Source organism: Luteibacter sp. 3190 (assembly GCF_031456385.1).
Lineage (GTDB): Bacteria > Pseudomonadota > Gammaproteobacteria > Xanthomonadales > Rhodanobacteraceae > Luteibacter.
On the sequence record NZ_JAVDUO010000004.1, the window covers coordinates 162,115 to 177,290 of the forward strand.

Consider the following 15,176-nt stretch of genomic DNA (forward strand, 5'->3'; position numbering starts at 1 on the left):
ACCGGAACCGAAGGTCTTGGCCATTGCGGCCGGTGGCCCTCATTCCACCCGAACTAGGGGCGCGATTCAAGCGATTCAAGGTCGCCGACGGATGGTTTCCGTTGACATAGGTAAACCGGTTCACGCAGCCGGTTCACCTATGCCAGCGGGAACCCTCCAGGCGGCCGCCACCCGCCTCCGGCCTTCGCGCGCCGGGCGCGTCGACAGGCCGCCGGACTGGCAACCGGCCCTTCCCGACTCTCCCGTGACCCCGGCCGGACCATCCCCGTCCCGTGGTGCACGCTTTGCCGCCGGGACGGCGCCGCGCACGCGCGGCGCGAGCTTCCAGGCCTTCCATTCCATGTCCGAAACCGTACTCACCGACGTCTTCTACGAAAACCTCGACCTGCATCCGCTGCTCCAGCAGGGTCTCGCCGCCGCCGGCATCACCCGCTGTACGCCGATCCAGGCCCTCACCCTCCCGATCGCCCTGACCGGCCGCGACGTCGCCGGCCAGGCCCAGACCGGCACCGGCAAGACGTTCGCCTTCCTCGTCGCGCTCGTCGACCGGCTGCTGAAGAATCCGGCCCACCCGGACCGCAAGGATTCCGACCCGCGCGCGCTGGTCATCGCCCCGACGCGCGAACTCGCCATCCAGATCGAGAAGGACTTCCAGACCATCGGCAAGGCCACCGGTCTGCGCAGCGCGCTGATCTACGGCGGCGTCGACTACGACAAGCAGCGCCAGCAGCTGCGCGACGGCTGCGACATCATCATCGCCACGCCCGGCCGCCTGCTCGACTACTACAAGCAGGACGTCTTCGGCTTCGGCAGCGTCGAGGTCATGGTCATCGACGAAGCCGACCGCATGTTCGACCTCGGCTTCATCAAGGACGTCCGCTTCATCTTCCGCCGCCTTCCCGCGCGCGAGAAGCGCCAGGTCCTGCTGTTCTCGGCAACGCTCAGCCACCGCGTGCTCGAGCTCGCCTACGAGCACATGCACGAGGCCGAGAAGCTGGTGGTGGAAACCGAGAACGTCACCGCCGACCGCGTGCGCCAGATCGTCTACTTCCCGTCCAAGGAAGAGAAGATGCCGCTGCTGTTCAACCTGCTGGAGGAAACGAAGGCGGAGCGCAGCATCATCTTCGTCAACACGAAGGCGGCCGCCGAGCGCATCACCGACCGCCTGAAGCGCCACAACTTCCGTGTCGGCGCCATCTCGGGCGATGTGCCGCAGGTGAAGCGCCAGAAGCTCCTGCAGCGCTTCCAGGCGGGCCAGATCGACCTGCTCGTGGCGACCGACGTCGCGGCGCGCGGCCTCCACATCCCGGCCGTCAGCCACGTGTTCAACTACGACCTGCCGCAGGATGCCGAGGACTACGTCCACCGCATCGGCCGCACGGCCCGCCTGGGCGCGGAGGGCGACGCGATCAGCTTCGCGTGCGATCTCTACGCGATGGGCCTGCCGGACATCGAGACCTACATCAACCAGAAGATCCCCACCGCGTCGATCGAGGCCCGCATGCTCGTCATGCCGGCGCCGCGCCCGCGTGCCGACGGCGTGCAGGACGAAGTGGACGATCCGAACGACAACGACGGCCACATCCCGACCCGCGGCGCGCCGCCGGAGAAGGGTGGTCGCGGCGGCCGTGGTGGCCGTGACGGTCGCGGTCCGCGTTCCGGCGAACGTTCGGGCACGCGCGAGCGCCGCCCGCGTCCGCCGCGCGAAGAGGGCGCCGCCGCTCCGTCGCCGACCGAGGTGCCGGTGAAGACGGTCGTCGTCGCCGAAACCGTCGCCGGCCTGCCGGCCGCCGCGGAAGCGATGGCGGACGCGTCCGCGACGAAGAAGCGTCGCCGTCGTCGGGGCGGCCGTGGCCGCGGTGCGCGCGAAGGCGCCGAAAACACCGCCGGCACCGTCGCCACGGCGGGCGAGAGCCAGCCGTCCGCGCCGCGCAAGGCCGACGGCCCCGCCAACCCGAACCGCCGTCCGTCCCGCCAGGTGACGGCCGCGCGTCCGGCCGCCACCCCGGCGCCGACCGCGCCGAAGGCGCCGGAAAAGGTCGGCCTGCTCCGTCGCATCGGCCGCCTCTTCGGCGGCCGCTGACCCGGGCGCCCCGGTAGGAGCGCGCCCTGCGCGCGACGGCTTTTGGGGCCGTGCGCAACAGGCCGTGCAGCTCTTCGCGAAAAGATGTCGCGCGCGAGGCGCGCTCCTACCGGGCCCGTTCCACATCCCTTATCCTCTGAGGCTTAACAGCCAACGGGTGATGCGGTGATCGGTTTCGATCTGGTGAGCAAACGATACGAGGGCGGCCACCAGGCCCTTACCGATGTGTCGTTCCAGGTCGGTGCGGGCGAGATGGCATTCGTCACCGGTCATTCCGGCGCGGGCAAGAGCACCCTGCTGAAGCTGCTGGCCATGATCGAGCGGCCCACCAATGGCGTCGTCACCCTCGACGGCCAGAAGCTCAATACCGTCCGCCCCGGCGACATCCCGAAGATCCGCCGCAAGCTCGGGATGGTCTTCCAGGACCACCGCCTGCTGCTGGACCGTACCGTCTTCGCCAACGTCGAACTGCCGCTGATCATCGGTGGCGTGTCGCCGGCCGATCGTGGCCGTCGCGTCCGCGCCGCCCTCGAGAAGGTCGGCCTGCTCAGTTACGAGAAGCAGCTGCCCGAGGCCCTGTCCACGGGCGAGCAGCAGCGCGTGGGCATCGCGCGTGCCATCGTCGCCAAGCCGGCCGTGCTCATCGCCGATGAGCCCACGGGCAACCTCGACCCCCAGCTGGCCATGGAAATCATGTCGCTCTTCGCCGAATTCCAGGCCGTGGGCACCGCGGTGCTGGTCGCCAGCCACGACCTCATGCTGATCAAGCGCATGAAGAAACGCGTGGTCGTCCTCGATCACGGCAAGCTCGTCGCCGACGTGCCCGCGACGGAGGTCGTATGAACGCCGCCCGCGACGCACGCAAGACGCCCGAGGCCGAAGCGACCCGCCGCAGCGGGCCGCGCAAGGTCGGCGCGTGGCGCGAACACCACGCGTGGAGCATGTCGATCAGCCTGCGCCGCCTCGGCGCGCGACCGCTCGGCACGCTGCTCACCATCGCGGTGATGGGCGTGGCGCTCGCCCTTCCGCTGACGTTCTACCTGCTGCTCGACAACGTCCAGCGCATGGGCGACGCCCTCGGCCGCAACCAGTCGATCAGCGCCTTCCTGAAGCCCGGGCAGAACGCGGGCGTCGCCGAGACGGCGGCCTCCGCCCTGCGCGGACGCCCCGAGGTCGCCGACATCGTCGTGCGGACGCCGAAGGATGGCCTCGACGAACTGGCGGAAGTGCAGGGTTTCTCCGGCGCGTTGCAGTCGCTCGACGCCAACCCCTTGCCGTACGTGCTCTCGGTGCAGCCGAAGGCCGGGCTATCGGCGGACGACGTCAACCGGCTGGTCGAGGCGATGAAGGCGACGCCAGGCGTCGACATGGTCCAGGAGACCGGCGCGTGGCGGCAGCGCCTCGACGCCCTTGTCGGCGTCGGTGGCCGCGCCGTCGGATTGCTCGCGTTGCTGCTGGGCGTGGCCGCGTTGCTGGTCGTCGGCAACACCATCCGCGTGGACATCCAGAGCCGCAGCGCCGAGATCGGCGTGCTGCTACTCATCGGCGCGAGCCGTCCGTTCGTGCGCAGGCCTTACCTGTATGCCGGCATCTGGCTCGGCTTCCTCGCCGGCGTGCTCGCCGTCGCCCTGGCCGTCGTGCTGGAACTCGCGATGGCCGGACCGGTCGGGCGGCTCGCCGCCGCGTACGACGGCAGCGTGAGCTTCGGCGCACTCCCCGCGTGGCTGCTGCTTTCGGTACCCTTCGCGTCTGCCGTGCTGGGGTGGCTCGGCGCACGTCTCGTCAGTGCGAGGCAGATCCGCCGCGCCGCGGCGGGCTGAGAGCGAAGGGGGCTTAGGGTGGGATCTCACATCGGTTCGGGTGTCGCCGGCGCCACGCCACGCATCCTGCTCGTCGACGGCTCCAAGGTCGTCCGGCAGCTGATCGCGCGCGTCGTCGCGGCCGAGGTGCCCGGCGTGGAAATCGTCGGTGCGGCCACCGGCGCGGAAGCGCAGACCGAACTGCAGCAGGGCGTCTTCGATTTCGTGACCGTCGCCCTGCGCCTGCCCGACATGGATGGTCTGGAACTCGCCCGCTTCGTGCGCGAGGCCACGCCGCAGATCTACATGCCCATCGTCGTGGTGTCCGGCGACGTCGAGGCGCGCCTGCACCGGCGCGAACTCGGCGAGTTCGTCACCGACTACTTCGACAAGTCGCTCGGCTTCGGCGCGCTCGCGGAGTTCATCCGCGGCTACGTGCGCCCCGAGGGCGGCGCCGAAGGTGAAGTGCTTTACGTGGAAGACAGCCGCGTCGTCGCGCTGGCCACGCGGCGCATGATGGAGAAGTACGGCCTGACCGTGCACCACGTCATCAGCGCCGAAGACGCGCTCGAACACCTGCGCGCGGCCAGGGATCGGGGTGACGTCGGCGCCGACGTCGTGCTCACCGACGTCAGCCTCAAGGGCGAGCTCACCGGCGGTGATCTCGTCGAGCGTATCCGCAACGACTTCGGCTACGGCAAGGGCCAGCTGCCCACGCTGATCATGACCGGCGACGAGAACCCGGCGAACCAGGCGGCGCTGCTGCGCGCCGGCGCCAACGACCTCGTCGAGAAGCCGGTGGAAGAGAAGCTGCTCATCACCAAGCTGCTCTTCCAGCTGCGCGTCGCCCTGCATCTCCGCGACCGGATCGAACATTGAACGACCGCGTGAAGCTCGAGCCGAGCTGGAAGGCGCGGATCGGCGATTACCTCGACCGTCCCGACATGCTGGCGCTGTCGGCGTTCCTTCGTGAGGAGAAGGCCCGCGGCAAGGAGATCTATCCGCCCGGCCCCGAGATCTTCAACGCCTTCGCGCACACGCCGTTCGAGGCGGTCCGCGTGGTCATCCTCGGCCAGGACCCGTACCACGGGCCGGGGCAGGCGCATGGCCTGAGCTTTTCGGTGCGCCCCGGCGTGCGCGTGCCGCCTTCGCTGCAGAACATGTTCAAGGAGATCGAGGCCTGCCTCGGCATCCCGCGTCCGGACCATGGCTGTCTGACGCCATGGGCCGACCGTGGCGTCCTCCTGCTCAACGCGGTGCTGACCGTCGAGGCCGGGCAGGCGGGTTCCCATCAGGGCAGGGGCTGGGAAGGTTTCACCGACGCCGCCGTCGACGCGCTCAACCGCGGGCGGGACGGCCTGGTCTTCATGCTCTGGGGCAGCCACGCCCAGAAGAAGGGCCAGCTGATCGACGGCAAGCGCCACCTGATCCTCCGCAGCGTGCATCCGTCGCCTCTCTCGGCTCACCGCGGTTTCCTCGGCTGCGGGCACTTCGCGCAGGCCAACGCCTGGCTGGAAGCCCGCGGCGAGCAGCCGATCGACTGGTCGTTGCCGCCGCGCCCGGAAATCGCCGCCCTTTAATTGGTCCGGCGGAGACCCATATTCCTATGTGGAACAGCCACCTGGCTGGGAGCCTCTCCGGTTCCCGGCCTGGGCTTGCCGTCTCTCCCCTGAATGCCCCGAACCTCCCTCTGGACACCTGCCCGGTATTTCTGTACTATGGCGTACAGTTAACCGATGAACTTCGGGCTGGCTTAGCACTCTCATTCCGGGACTGCTAATCTGCATACAGACTTTCAGGAGGTTCCACACATGTCCCAAGCCCTCGCCACCCGTAACTACGGGCTACCGAGCGTCGTTGGCAGTCTGGATTCCTATATCTCGGCCGTCCATCGCATCCCGGTGCTCAGCCTTGACGAGGAGCAGTCGCTGGCGCGCCGCTTCCACGACGACGCCGATCTCGACGCCGCCAAGCAGCTCGTGATGTCCCACCTGCGTTTCGTGGTCCACGTCGCGCGCGGCTACAACGGCTACGGCCTGCAGCTCTCGGACCTGATCCAGGAAGGCAACATCGGCCTCATGAAGGCGGTGAAGCGTTTCGATCCGGACCAGGGCGTGCGCCTGGTCAGCTTCGCGGTCCACTGGATCCGTGCCGAAATGCACGAGTTCATCCTGCGCAACTGGCGCATCGTGAAGGTCGCCACCACCAAGGCGCAGCGCAAGCTGTTCTTCAACCTGCGCAAGAGCAAGAAGCGCCTGGGCTGGATGAACGCCGAAGAGGTTCGCGTGGTCGCCAACGACCTGGGCGTGCCGGAAGCCACCGTGCGCGAGATGGAGTCGCGTCTTTCGGGCCGTGACATCGGCTTCGAGGCGCCGACCGACGCGGACGACGACGAGAAGCCGGCCCCGGCCGCCTTCCTGGTCGACGAAGGCGCCGACCCGTACGACAACCTCGCCGAGGAAGACGCCAGCAACAACCAGATGGGCGCGCTGTCGTCGGCCCTGAGCAACCTGGACGAGCGCTCGCGCGACATCATCCAGCGTCGCTGGCTGGCCGAGGAGAACAAGGCCACGCTGCAGGATCTCGCGGACGAGTACGGCGTGTCGGCCGAGCGTATCCGCCAGATCGAAGCGAACGCCATGAAGAAGATGCGCGTCGCCATCGCCGCCTGACCGGAGCGATTGGCGTAACATCCGGACGGCCCCGTGCTTCGCGCGGGGCCGTTTTCCGTTGGTTCCGAAGGTGGAGTGCAGCCGGATGCCCAGGGCCCTGGTCATCGAAGACGATGAAGTGACCGCCCGCGACATCGTCGCGGAGCTCGGTGCGCATGGTCTCACCGCCGAGTGGGTCGCGAACGGCCGCGACGGCCTCCAGCGGGCGCTCGCGGACGGCTTCGACATCATCACCCTCGACCGCATGCTGCCCGGCATGGACGGCATCGACGTCGTGTCCGAGCTGCGCGAGCGCGCCGTGGACACGCCCGTGCTGATGATCAGCGCGCTGTCCGACGTCGACGAGCGCGTGCGCGGCCTTCGCGCCGGCGGCGACGACTACCTCACCAAGCCGTTCGCTCCCGACGAACTGGCCGCGCGCGCCGAGGTGCTGCTGCGCCGTCGTCGTCCGGCCGCGAACGAAACCCGCCTGCGCGTCGCCGACCTCGAACTCGACCTCGTGCGCCACGACGCCGTGCGCAACGGCCAGCCCCTGACGCTGCTGCCCACCGAGTTCCGCCTGCTCGAATTCCTGATGCGCAACGCGGGCCAGGTGGTGACGCGGCAGATGATCTTCGAGCACGTCTGGGGTTTTCATTTCGATCCGGGTACCAACGTGATCGACGTCCACATCGGCCGCCTCCGTCGCAAGATCGACGGGGCCGGCCAGTCGCCGCTCATCCGCACCGTGCGCGGCTCGGGGTATGTCCTTGCGCCCGCTGACTGACGCCTGGCGTTCCGCCACCTCGCGCCTGATCATCATCTATGGCGCGCTCTTCGCCATCTGGTGCGTGATGCTGCTGGGCGTCGTGCAGTGGGAGGCGTCGCGCTACCTGAGCAACGTCGTCGACCAGATGCTCGTCGCCCGCATCCATTATCTGGAGAACACCGATACGCACCGGCTGCCGGCCACGGTGGAAGCGGCGAGCGAGATCGACATCCAGGGTTACATGTGGGTCGGCCTGTTCGACGCGCAGGGCAGGCGCGTGGCCGGCAACATCGCGTCGGTGCCGAAGCAGCTCACGGAAGACGGCGTCGTGCAGTCGGTCAACGCGACGCTCGACAGCCCCGGGCGCAAGCTCGACGGCGCGCGCGCACGTGCCATCACCCGCGTGCTTCCCGGCGGCGAGCGCCTCGTCGTCGCGAAGGAGAGCACCACGATCGACAGCCTCGGCGCCATCATCCGCCGTGGCGCGCTCTGGGGCCTGACGCTCACGCTGATTCCCGGCCTCCTCGGCGGCGTGCTCATCGCACGTGGCCCGGCGCGTCGCATCCGCGCGATCCAGCAGGCGATGGAGCCGATCCGCGAGGGCGACCTCAGCGTGCGCCTGCCGGTCAGTCGCAGTGGCGACGAAGTGGATCTGCTCGCTGCCACGGTCAACACGACGCTGACGGAGATCGAGCGCCTGCTCGGCGAGGTCAAAGGCGTGACGGACAACATCGCCCACGACCTGCGCACGCCGCTGACACGCATGCGGACGCGGCTCTACCGCCTGCAGCAGCAGTTCGAGGGCAGGCCCGAGGGCGAACAGCTCGAAGCGTGCGTCGCCGAGATCGACACGGTGCTCGGCCGTTTCCGCGCGCTGCTGCGCGTTTCCGAGCTCGAAGACCGCCAGCGCAGCGCCTGCTTCGCCTCGATGGACCTTGGCGCCGTGCTGCAGAACGTGCATGAGTTCTACGCGCCGCTCGCGGAGGATCGCGGGCAGTCCTTCGAACTGACGGTGGGCAAGCTTCCGCCGCTGCGCGGCGATCCGCAGCTGATGTTCGAGGCCTTCGCGAACCTCGTCGGCAACGCCATCAAGTTCACGCCGAATGGCGGCGCGGTGCGACTCGTCGCGTCCACCGATGCGAACGGCGGCGCGCGCGTGGACATCGCCGACACCGGCCCCGGCATCCCGCCCGACGAGCGCGAGGCGGTGTTCCGCCGGTTCTACCGGGCCGACGAGACCCGCGCCAAGCCCGGCTGCGGCCTGGGACTCGCGATCGTCAGCGCCATCGTGCGCCTGCACGGCTACTCCATGTCGGTCGGCGGCGACGAGCGCGGCGCGGTGTTCTCGGTGAGCTGCCCGGCCGCCTGATCGCGGCCTTCTAAATAAATCTTAACTACGCCGGAAAAGCGCAGGGGCGCAGAATTCGCCGCGACGCAACATCGCGCTCGGAATCCGTCCCCCATGATTGGCATCGTCCGGATCGCTCTCACGCGGCCGTATACCTTCGTCGTCCTCGCCCTGCTGATCCTGATCGTGGGACCGCTGGCGGCGCTGCGCACGCCGACGGACATCTTCCCCGACATCAAGATTCCCGTGATCGCGGTGGTCTGGCAGTACACGGGCCTCCCGGCCGACCAGATGGCCGGTCGCGTGTCGTCGCCGTTCGAGCGCGTGCTCACGACCACGGTGAACGACGTCGAGCACATCGAGGCGAACTCGATCCAGGGCTTCGGCATCGTCAAGATCTTCTTCCAGCCCACGGTGGACATCCGCACGGCCAACGCGCAGGTGACGGCGGTGGCGCAGACGCTGCTGCGCCAGTTGCCGCAGGGAACGACGCCGCCGCTGATCCTCAACTACAGCGCGTCGACGGTGCCGATCATCCAGCTGGCGCTGTCGGGCCAGGGGCTTACCGAGCAGAACCTCGCCGACCTCGGCCAGAACATCATCCGCCCGCAGCTGGTCTCCGTGCCGGGCGCGGCGATCCCTTATCCGTACGGCGGCAAGACCCGCCAGGTGCAGATCGACATCGACCCGCCGGCGCTGCAGGCGCGCGGCCTGTCCGCGCAGGACGTCGCCAACGCGCTCGCGGCGCAGAACCTCATCACGCCCGTCGGCACGCAGAAGATCGGGCGCTACGAATACACGCTGCAGCTGAACAACTCGCCCTCGGACATCGACGAGCTCGGCAACCTGCCGATCAAGGTGGTCAACGGCGCGACCGTGTACATCCGCGACGTCGCCCACGTTCGCGACGGCTCGCCGCCGCAGACCAACATCGTGCACGTCGACGGCGACCGCTCGGTGCTGATGACGGTGCTGAAGAACGGCTCGGCGTCGACGCTGGCGATTATCAAGGGCATCAAGGACCGCGCCGCCGCCATGAAGGACGCGCTGCCGCCGAACCTCAAGATCGCCCCGATCGGCGACCAGTCGCTGTTCGTCAGCGGCGCCATCGAAGGCGTGGCACGCGAGGGCGTGATCGCCGCCGCGCTGACGAGCCTGATGATCCTGCTGTTCCTCGGCAGCTGGCGCTCCACGATCATCATCGCGACGTCGATTCCGCTGGCGATCCTCGGCTCCATCGCCGCGCTGTCCGCGATCGGCGAGACGATGAACATCATGACGCTCGGCGGCCTCGCGCTCGCGGTGGGCATCCTCGTCGACGACGCCACGGTGACCATCGAGAACATCAACTGGCACCTGGAGCAGGGCAAGGACGTCGAGACGGCGATCCTGGACGGCGCCGCGCAGATCGTGACGCCGGCCTTCGTCTCGCTGCTGTGCATCTGCATCGTGTTCGTGCCGATGTTTTTCCTCGAAGGCGTCGCGCGCTTCCTCTTCGTGCCGATGGCCGAGGCGGTGATGTTCGCGATGATCGCGTCCTTCATCCTCTCGCGCACGCTCGTGCCAACGATGTCCAAGTACCTGCTCAAGCCGCACACGCACAACGATCCGCACGGCGAGCACGGCGCGCCGTCGCGCAATCCGCTGGTCCGCTTCCAGCGCGGGTTCGAGAAGCGCTTCGAGAAGATGCGCGCCGGCTACCACGTGCTGCTCGAGACGGCACTGAACCACCGCAAGGTGTTCACCATCGGCTTCATGGCCTTCGTGCTGCTCTCGTTCCTGCTGGTGCCGATGCTCGGCCGCAACTTCTTCCCGTCGGTGGACTCGGGCCAGATACTGATGCACGTCCGCGCGCCGATCGGTACCCGCGTGGAGGAGAGCGCGCGCCTGTTCGCCGAAGTCACCGATGCCGTCCGCAAGATCATTCCGAAGGACGAGCTCGGCACAGTCGTGGACAACATCGGCCTGTCGACCTCGGGCATCAACACCACGTACAACAACACCGGCACCATCGGTTCGTGGGATGGCGACATCCAGATCGCGCTCAACGAGGACCATGCGCCGACCGCCGACTACGTGCGCGAGCTGCGCGAGAAGCTGCCGCGCCAGTTCCCAGGCGCCACCTTCTCGTTCCCGCCCGCGGACATCATCAGCCAGATCCTGAACTTCGGTTCGCCCGCGCCGATCGACCTGCAGATCCGCGGTCCGAACATCGGCGCCAACTTCGCCTACGCGAACACGCTCCTGCGCGACATTCGCCGCGTGCCGGGCGTCGCCGACGTGCGCATCCAGCAGTCGCAGGCGAATCCCGGCTTCAACGTGGACGTCGACCGCAGCCGTGCGCAGCAGGTGGGCATCACCGAGCGCGACGTCACCACGAGCCTCGGCGTCAATCTCGCCGGTTCGAGCCAGGTGGCGCCGACGTTCTGGCTCAACCCGCAGAACGGCGTGTCGTACCCGATCGTGATGCAGACCCCGCAGTACAGCCTCGACAGCCTGCCCGACCTGGAAAACGTGCCCATCTCGCCGAGCTCCGGCACGGCCGGCTCGCAGATCCTCGGTGGCCTGGCGACGGTGAGCCGCACGACGACCAACGCCGTGGTCAGCCAGTACAACATCAACTCGATGGTCGAGATCTTCGCGACCACGCAGGATCGCGACCTCGGCGCGGTGGCCGCGGACATCCAGAAGATCCTCGACGCGCACAAGAAGGAACTGCCCAAGGCGTCGAGCATCGCGCTGCTCGGTCAGGTGCAGACGATGAACAACGCGTTCTCGGGCCTGATCTTCGGCCTGCTCGGCGCGATCGTGCTGATCTACCTGCTGATCGTCGTGAACTTCCAGTCGTGGAGCGATCCGTTCGTGATCGTCACCGCGCTGCCCGCCGCGATCGCCGGCATCGTGTGGATCCTGTTCGCCACGCACACGACGCTGTCGGTGCCGGCGCTCACCGGCGCGATCATGTGCATGGGTGTCGCGACGGCGAACTCGATCCTCGTGGTCAGCTTCTGTCGCGAAAAGCTCGCCGAGCACGGCGACGCCGTGCAGGCGGCCCTCGAGGGCGGTTTCGTCCGCTTCCGCCCGGTTCTGATGACCGCGCTGGCCATGATCATCGGCATGGCGCCGATGGCCCTCGGCCTGGGCGAAGGTGGCGAGCAGAACGCGCCCCTCGGCCGCGCGGTGATCGGCGGCCTCATCTTCGCGACGACGGCGACGCTGTTCTTCGTCCCCATCGTCTTCAGCATCATCCACGGCCGCCGCGGCCACCCGTCCCCCACCCCGGCGAACGCTTCCGGAGAGCCTGTCCATGTCGCCTGAAACCCTGCACACCCCGCCGCCGCGCCGCCTGCGCCTGGCCGGCATCATCGCCGCGATCGTCGTGCTCGCCATCGTGGTCGCGGGTGTCGCCACGCGCGCCAACGACTCGCGTCGCCTGCGCGAATGGACGAACGACCAGGCGGTGCCGACGGTCAGCGTCGTCAAGCCGGATGGCGGCCAGGGCGGCGGCGACCTCCAGCTGCCGGGTCGTCTCCAGGCCTACGCGCGTGCGCCCATCTTCGCGCGCACCAGCGGTTACCTGAAGTACTGGAAGGCCGACATCGGCCAGAAGGTGAAGGCCGGCGATCTGCTCGCCGAAATCGAGACGCCCGACCTCGACCAGCAGCTGCTGCAGGCGAAAGCCGATCTCGCCAGCGCGCGCGCCAACGAAGCGCTCGCATCGACCACCGCGAAACGCTGGCAGGCGATGCGCGACTCCGATTCGGTATCCAAGCAGGAAGTCGACGAGAAGACCGGCGACTACGACGCCAAGCACGCGCTGGCGCAGGCCGCGCAGGCCAACCTCGAGCGCATCCAGGCGCTCAAGGGCTTCGCGAAGCTCGTCGCACCGTTCGACGGCGTGGTCACGGCGCGCGAGACGGACGTCGGCGCGCTGATCAACGCCGGCGGCGGCGGCCAGGAGCTCTTCGTGGTCTCCGACGTGCGCAAGCTGCGCATGTACGTCAACGTGCCGCAGAACTACGCGCCGTCGATCCGCCAGGGCGCCACGGTCAAGCTCGCCGTTCCGGAGTATCCGGGCAAGAGCTTCACCGGCACCGTCGAGTCGACGTCGTCCGCGATCAACGCGGCGTCCGGCACGACGCTCGTGCAGGTCTCGGTGGATAACGCCGACGGCAAGCTCCTGCCGGGTGGCTACGCGAGCGTGACGTTCGATCTGCCCAGCGACGGCGCACTGCTGCGCGTCCCGGCCAGCGCGCTCGTCTTCGACGACAAGGGCCTGCGCGTCGCCGTGGTCGACGCGCAGAACAAGGTGAAGTTCAAGGACGTCACGATCACGCGCGACTTCGGGAAGACGGTGCAGCTGGGCTCGGGCATCGCCGCCGGCGACCGCCTGATCGAGAGTCCGCCGGACGGCCTGGCCGACGGCGACACCGTGCGCATCGCCGCACCGAAGGCGGAAGGCGACCATGCCAAGGCTTGATTCCGGCATCGCCGCCCTCCTGATCTCCGTCGGGCTCTCGGCCTGCTCGCTCGCGCCGACGTACAAGGCGCCCGAGGTGCCGGTGACGGACCAGTACGCGAACGCGACGACGCCGTGGACAGAGGCCAGGCCCGCCGACCACCTCGATCGCGACGGGTGGTGGAAGCTCTACGGCGACGCGCGCCTCGACGACCTGCAGACGCGTCTCGTCGCGAACAACGCGACGCTCGCCGCGGCGCTGGCCCATTACCAGCAGTCCGAAGCGTTCACGAAGCAGGTCCGCGCCGGGTTGTATCCGCAGGTCGGGCTGAACGCGAACGCGACGCGCAACAGGGAATCCGACACGCGGCCACTACGCGGCGCGACGTCGCCGACGTACTACGACTCGTACACCATCGGCGCGCAGCTCGATTACGAGGTCGACCTGTGGGGCAGGGTGCGCGACACCGTGGCCGCCGGCACCGCCGAACAGGCGGCATCCGCGGCGGACCTCGCCTCCGCCCGCCTCAGCCTGCAGGCGCAGCTGGCCGACAGCTACCTGCAGCTCAACGGCTTCGATCGGCAGATCAAGGTCCTCAACGAAAGCATCGACGCGTTCACGCGCGCGTTGCAGCTGACGCAGTCGCGGCACGAGGGCGGCATCGCTTCCGGCCTCGACGTCGCGCGTGCGCAGACGCAGCTGTCCAACGCGAAGTCGCAGCTCACGCAGGCGCAGGCGCAGCGCGCGGTCGTGCTGCACGCCATCGCGGTGCTGGTCGGCGATTCCGCGTCACGCTTCGAGCTCGCGACAAACGATGCGAAGGTCGAGGTGCCGACCCTTCCGGTCGACGTGCCGTCGACCCTCCTGCAGCGCCGTCCGGACATCGCCGCAGCCGAGCGCCGCACCGCCGCGGCGAACGCGCGCATCGGCATCGCCCGCTCCGCGTTCTTCCCGCAGCTCACGCTCGACGGCCAGGGCGGCTGGCAGAGCTCGCAGTGGGGCAACATCGCGACGGCGCCGAACCGCTTCTGGGCGATCGGCCCGAGTCTGTTGCTCAACGTCTTCGACGGTGGCCGTCGCAAGGCGGGCGTCGAAGCCGCGAAGGCGGCGACCGACGAAGCCGGCGCGCAGTATCGTGCCGTGGTGCTCAACGCGTTCGCGCAGGTGGAAGACAACCTCACGCTGCTGCGCGATCTCGGCACGGCGCTCACCGACCAGCGCGCCGCCGCCGACGCGGCGCAGCGCTCCGTCGATCTGTCGCTCGACCGCTATCGCCAGGGCGCCGTGGGTTATCTCGACGTGGTGCAGGCGCAGACGGCCGCGCTCGACGCGCGACGCAGCGTGATCGACCTCGAAACGCGTCAGCTCCGCGCGAGCGTCCAGCTGATCCGCGCGCTGGGTGGCGGCTGGAACAACACCTGATCGCGCGACGATTCCGTCAGCGATAGATCGGACTGTTTGATCAAGCGGTATGCCTTTTCGGCAACTTTCTTTGTGCCACGTGATCCGCCCGGTAATCTTGGTCGGTCACGCGCATCGGAGCCCGTGACGTGGATGTGCCATGCGGGCTGGTTCCGCTCGATTCGATACATGGATGGTCGTATGAAAGTCAACCGTATTCCGTTCTGTCTTGCTGACGTTCAATGACAGCGGCATCGCGGGGTATTCGATTTCCGACATTCGTTCCGAGCTTAGCGTTGAACAGATCTACGACGTGCTTGCCTTGTTCGGGGTCCAGGATGATATTGGCCTCATCCCGGAAGCACGATCGACGACTTTGAGGGATCGGGCTATCCAGCAAGGTTCGGTTCGTCTTCCGATGGATTATCGCAACTACAAGTGCGCAAGCCGTGCTAGCTGCCGTCGTGAATTCGATCACATATGCACAAGCAATTGCTTTGAGTAGAACGAAGCCTGGTCGACGGATGCGATGCATCCGTCCGACCATCCTGAGCATTCTTCTCGCGCTGCCCGTGATCTGCCCGGCTGGAAACGGCGTGCTCGGGAGCCGGGACGTGGCGGAGCTCCTTGACATCGGGCGGAACTCATATGGCGTCCCGTCGAAG

At 68.1% G+C, this 15,176-nt stretch carries 11 protein-coding genes; all 11 read left to right on the forward strand.

Annotated elements, in window-relative coordinates; translation table 11 throughout:
• The first annotated feature begins 340 nt into the window (after window positions 1-340).
• A complete protein-coding gene (locus J2X58_RS16400; RefSeq protein ID WP_090057506.1) occupies window positions 341-2,083 on the forward strand; it encodes a DEAD/DEAH box helicase in 1,743 nt (580 codons plus the stop codon).
• 165 nt (window positions 2,084-2,248) lie between these two features.
• Window positions 2,249-2,926: a cell division ATP-binding protein FtsE gene (gene ftsE, locus J2X58_RS16405; RefSeq protein ID WP_090057503.1), complete on the forward strand. Its 678-nt coding sequence runs from the start codon at window positions 2,249-2,251 to the stop codon at window positions 2,924-2,926.
• Window positions 2,923-3,903 carry a permease-like cell division protein FtsX gene (gene ftsX / locus J2X58_RS16410; protein WP_090057501.1) on the forward strand — a complete coding sequence of 327 codons (981 nt, stop codon included), beginning with the start codon at window positions 2,923-2,925 and terminating at the stop codon, window positions 3,901-3,903. Before ftsE ends, ftsX begins: the two co-directional genes overlap by 4 nt.
• Window positions 3,904-3,921: 18 nt before the next feature.
• Window positions 3,922-4,761, forward strand: coding sequence for a response regulator (locus J2X58_RS16415; protein WP_310049485.1), 840 nt, complete (start codon window positions 3,922-3,924; stop codon window positions 4,759-4,761).
• Window positions 4,758-5,462 (forward strand): uracil-DNA glycosylase, encoded by a 705-nt coding sequence (gene ung, locus J2X58_RS16420; RefSeq protein ID WP_090179743.1) that lies wholly within the window; start codon window positions 4,758-4,760, stop codon window positions 5,460-5,462. The genes J2X58_RS16415 and ung overlap by 4 nt, the downstream gene beginning before the upstream one ends.
• 231 nt (window positions 5,463-5,693) lie before the next feature.
• Complete coding sequence (gene rpoH, locus J2X58_RS16425; protein WP_090057497.1) at window positions 5,694-6,554, forward strand: RNA polymerase sigma factor RpoH; 861 nt, start codon at window positions 5,694-5,696, stop codon at window positions 6,552-6,554.
• Between the two features lie 85 nt (window positions 6,555-6,639).
• A complete protein-coding gene (locus J2X58_RS16430; RefSeq protein WP_090057494.1) occupies window positions 6,640-7,320 on the forward strand; it encodes a response regulator transcription factor in 681 nt (226 codons plus the stop codon).
• Complete coding sequence (locus J2X58_RS16435; protein WP_090057492.1) at window positions 7,298-8,671, forward strand: HAMP domain-containing sensor histidine kinase; 1,374 nt, start codon at window positions 7,298-7,300, stop codon at window positions 8,669-8,671. Before J2X58_RS16430 ends, J2X58_RS16435 begins: the two co-directional genes overlap by 23 nt.
• Window positions 8,672-8,764: 93 nt before the next feature.
• Window positions 8,765-11,968 (forward strand): efflux RND transporter permease subunit, encoded by a 3,204-nt coding sequence (locus tag J2X58_RS16440; protein WP_310049492.1) that lies wholly within the window; start codon window positions 8,765-8,767, stop codon window positions 11,966-11,968.
• Window positions 11,958-13,130: an efflux RND transporter periplasmic adaptor subunit gene (locus tag J2X58_RS16445; protein ID WP_310049497.1), complete on the forward strand. Its 1,173-nt coding sequence runs from the start codon at window positions 11,958-11,960 to the stop codon at window positions 13,128-13,130. Before J2X58_RS16440 ends, J2X58_RS16445 begins: the two co-directional genes overlap by 11 nt.
• A complete protein-coding gene (locus J2X58_RS16450) occupies window positions 13,117-14,532 on the forward strand; it encodes an efflux transporter outer membrane subunit (RefSeq protein WP_310049500.1) in 1,416 nt (471 codons plus the stop codon). The genes J2X58_RS16445 and J2X58_RS16450 overlap by 14 nt, the downstream gene beginning before the upstream one ends.
• Window positions 14,533-15,176 lie beyond the last annotated feature (644 nt).

What these genes read in the sequence shown, in the direction of transcription:
- J2X58_RS16400 (WP_090057506.1), top strand. Translation starts at nt 341, where the DNA reads ATGTCCGAAACCGTACTCACCGACGTCTTCTACGAAAACCTCGACCTG.
- ftsX (WP_090057501.1), top strand. Translation starts at nt 2,923, where the DNA reads ATGAACGCCGCCCGCGACGCACGCAAGACGCCCGAGGCCGAAGCGACC.
- rpoH (WP_090057497.1), top strand. Translation starts at nt 5,694, where the DNA reads ATGTCCCAAGCCCTCGCCACCCGTAACTACGGGCTACCGAGCGTCGTT.
- J2X58_RS16430 (WP_090057494.1), top strand. Translation starts at nt 6,640, where the DNA reads ATGCCCAGGGCCCTGGTCATCGAAGACGATGAAGTGACCGCCCGCGAC.
- J2X58_RS16435 (WP_090057492.1), top strand. Translation starts at nt 7,298, where the DNA reads ATGTCCTTGCGCCCGCTGACTGACGCCTGGCGTTCCGCCACCTCGCGC.
- J2X58_RS16440 (WP_310049492.1), top strand. Translation starts at nt 8,765, where the DNA reads ATGATTGGCATCGTCCGGATCGCTCTCACGCGGCCGTATACCTTCGTC.
- J2X58_RS16445 (WP_310049497.1), top strand. Translation starts at nt 11,958, where the DNA reads ATGTCGCCTGAAACCCTGCACACCCCGCCGCCGCGCCGCCTGCGCCTG.
- J2X58_RS16450 (WP_310049500.1), top strand. Translation starts at nt 13,117, where the DNA reads ATGCCAAGGCTTGATTCCGGCATCGCCGCCCTCCTGATCTCCGTCGGG.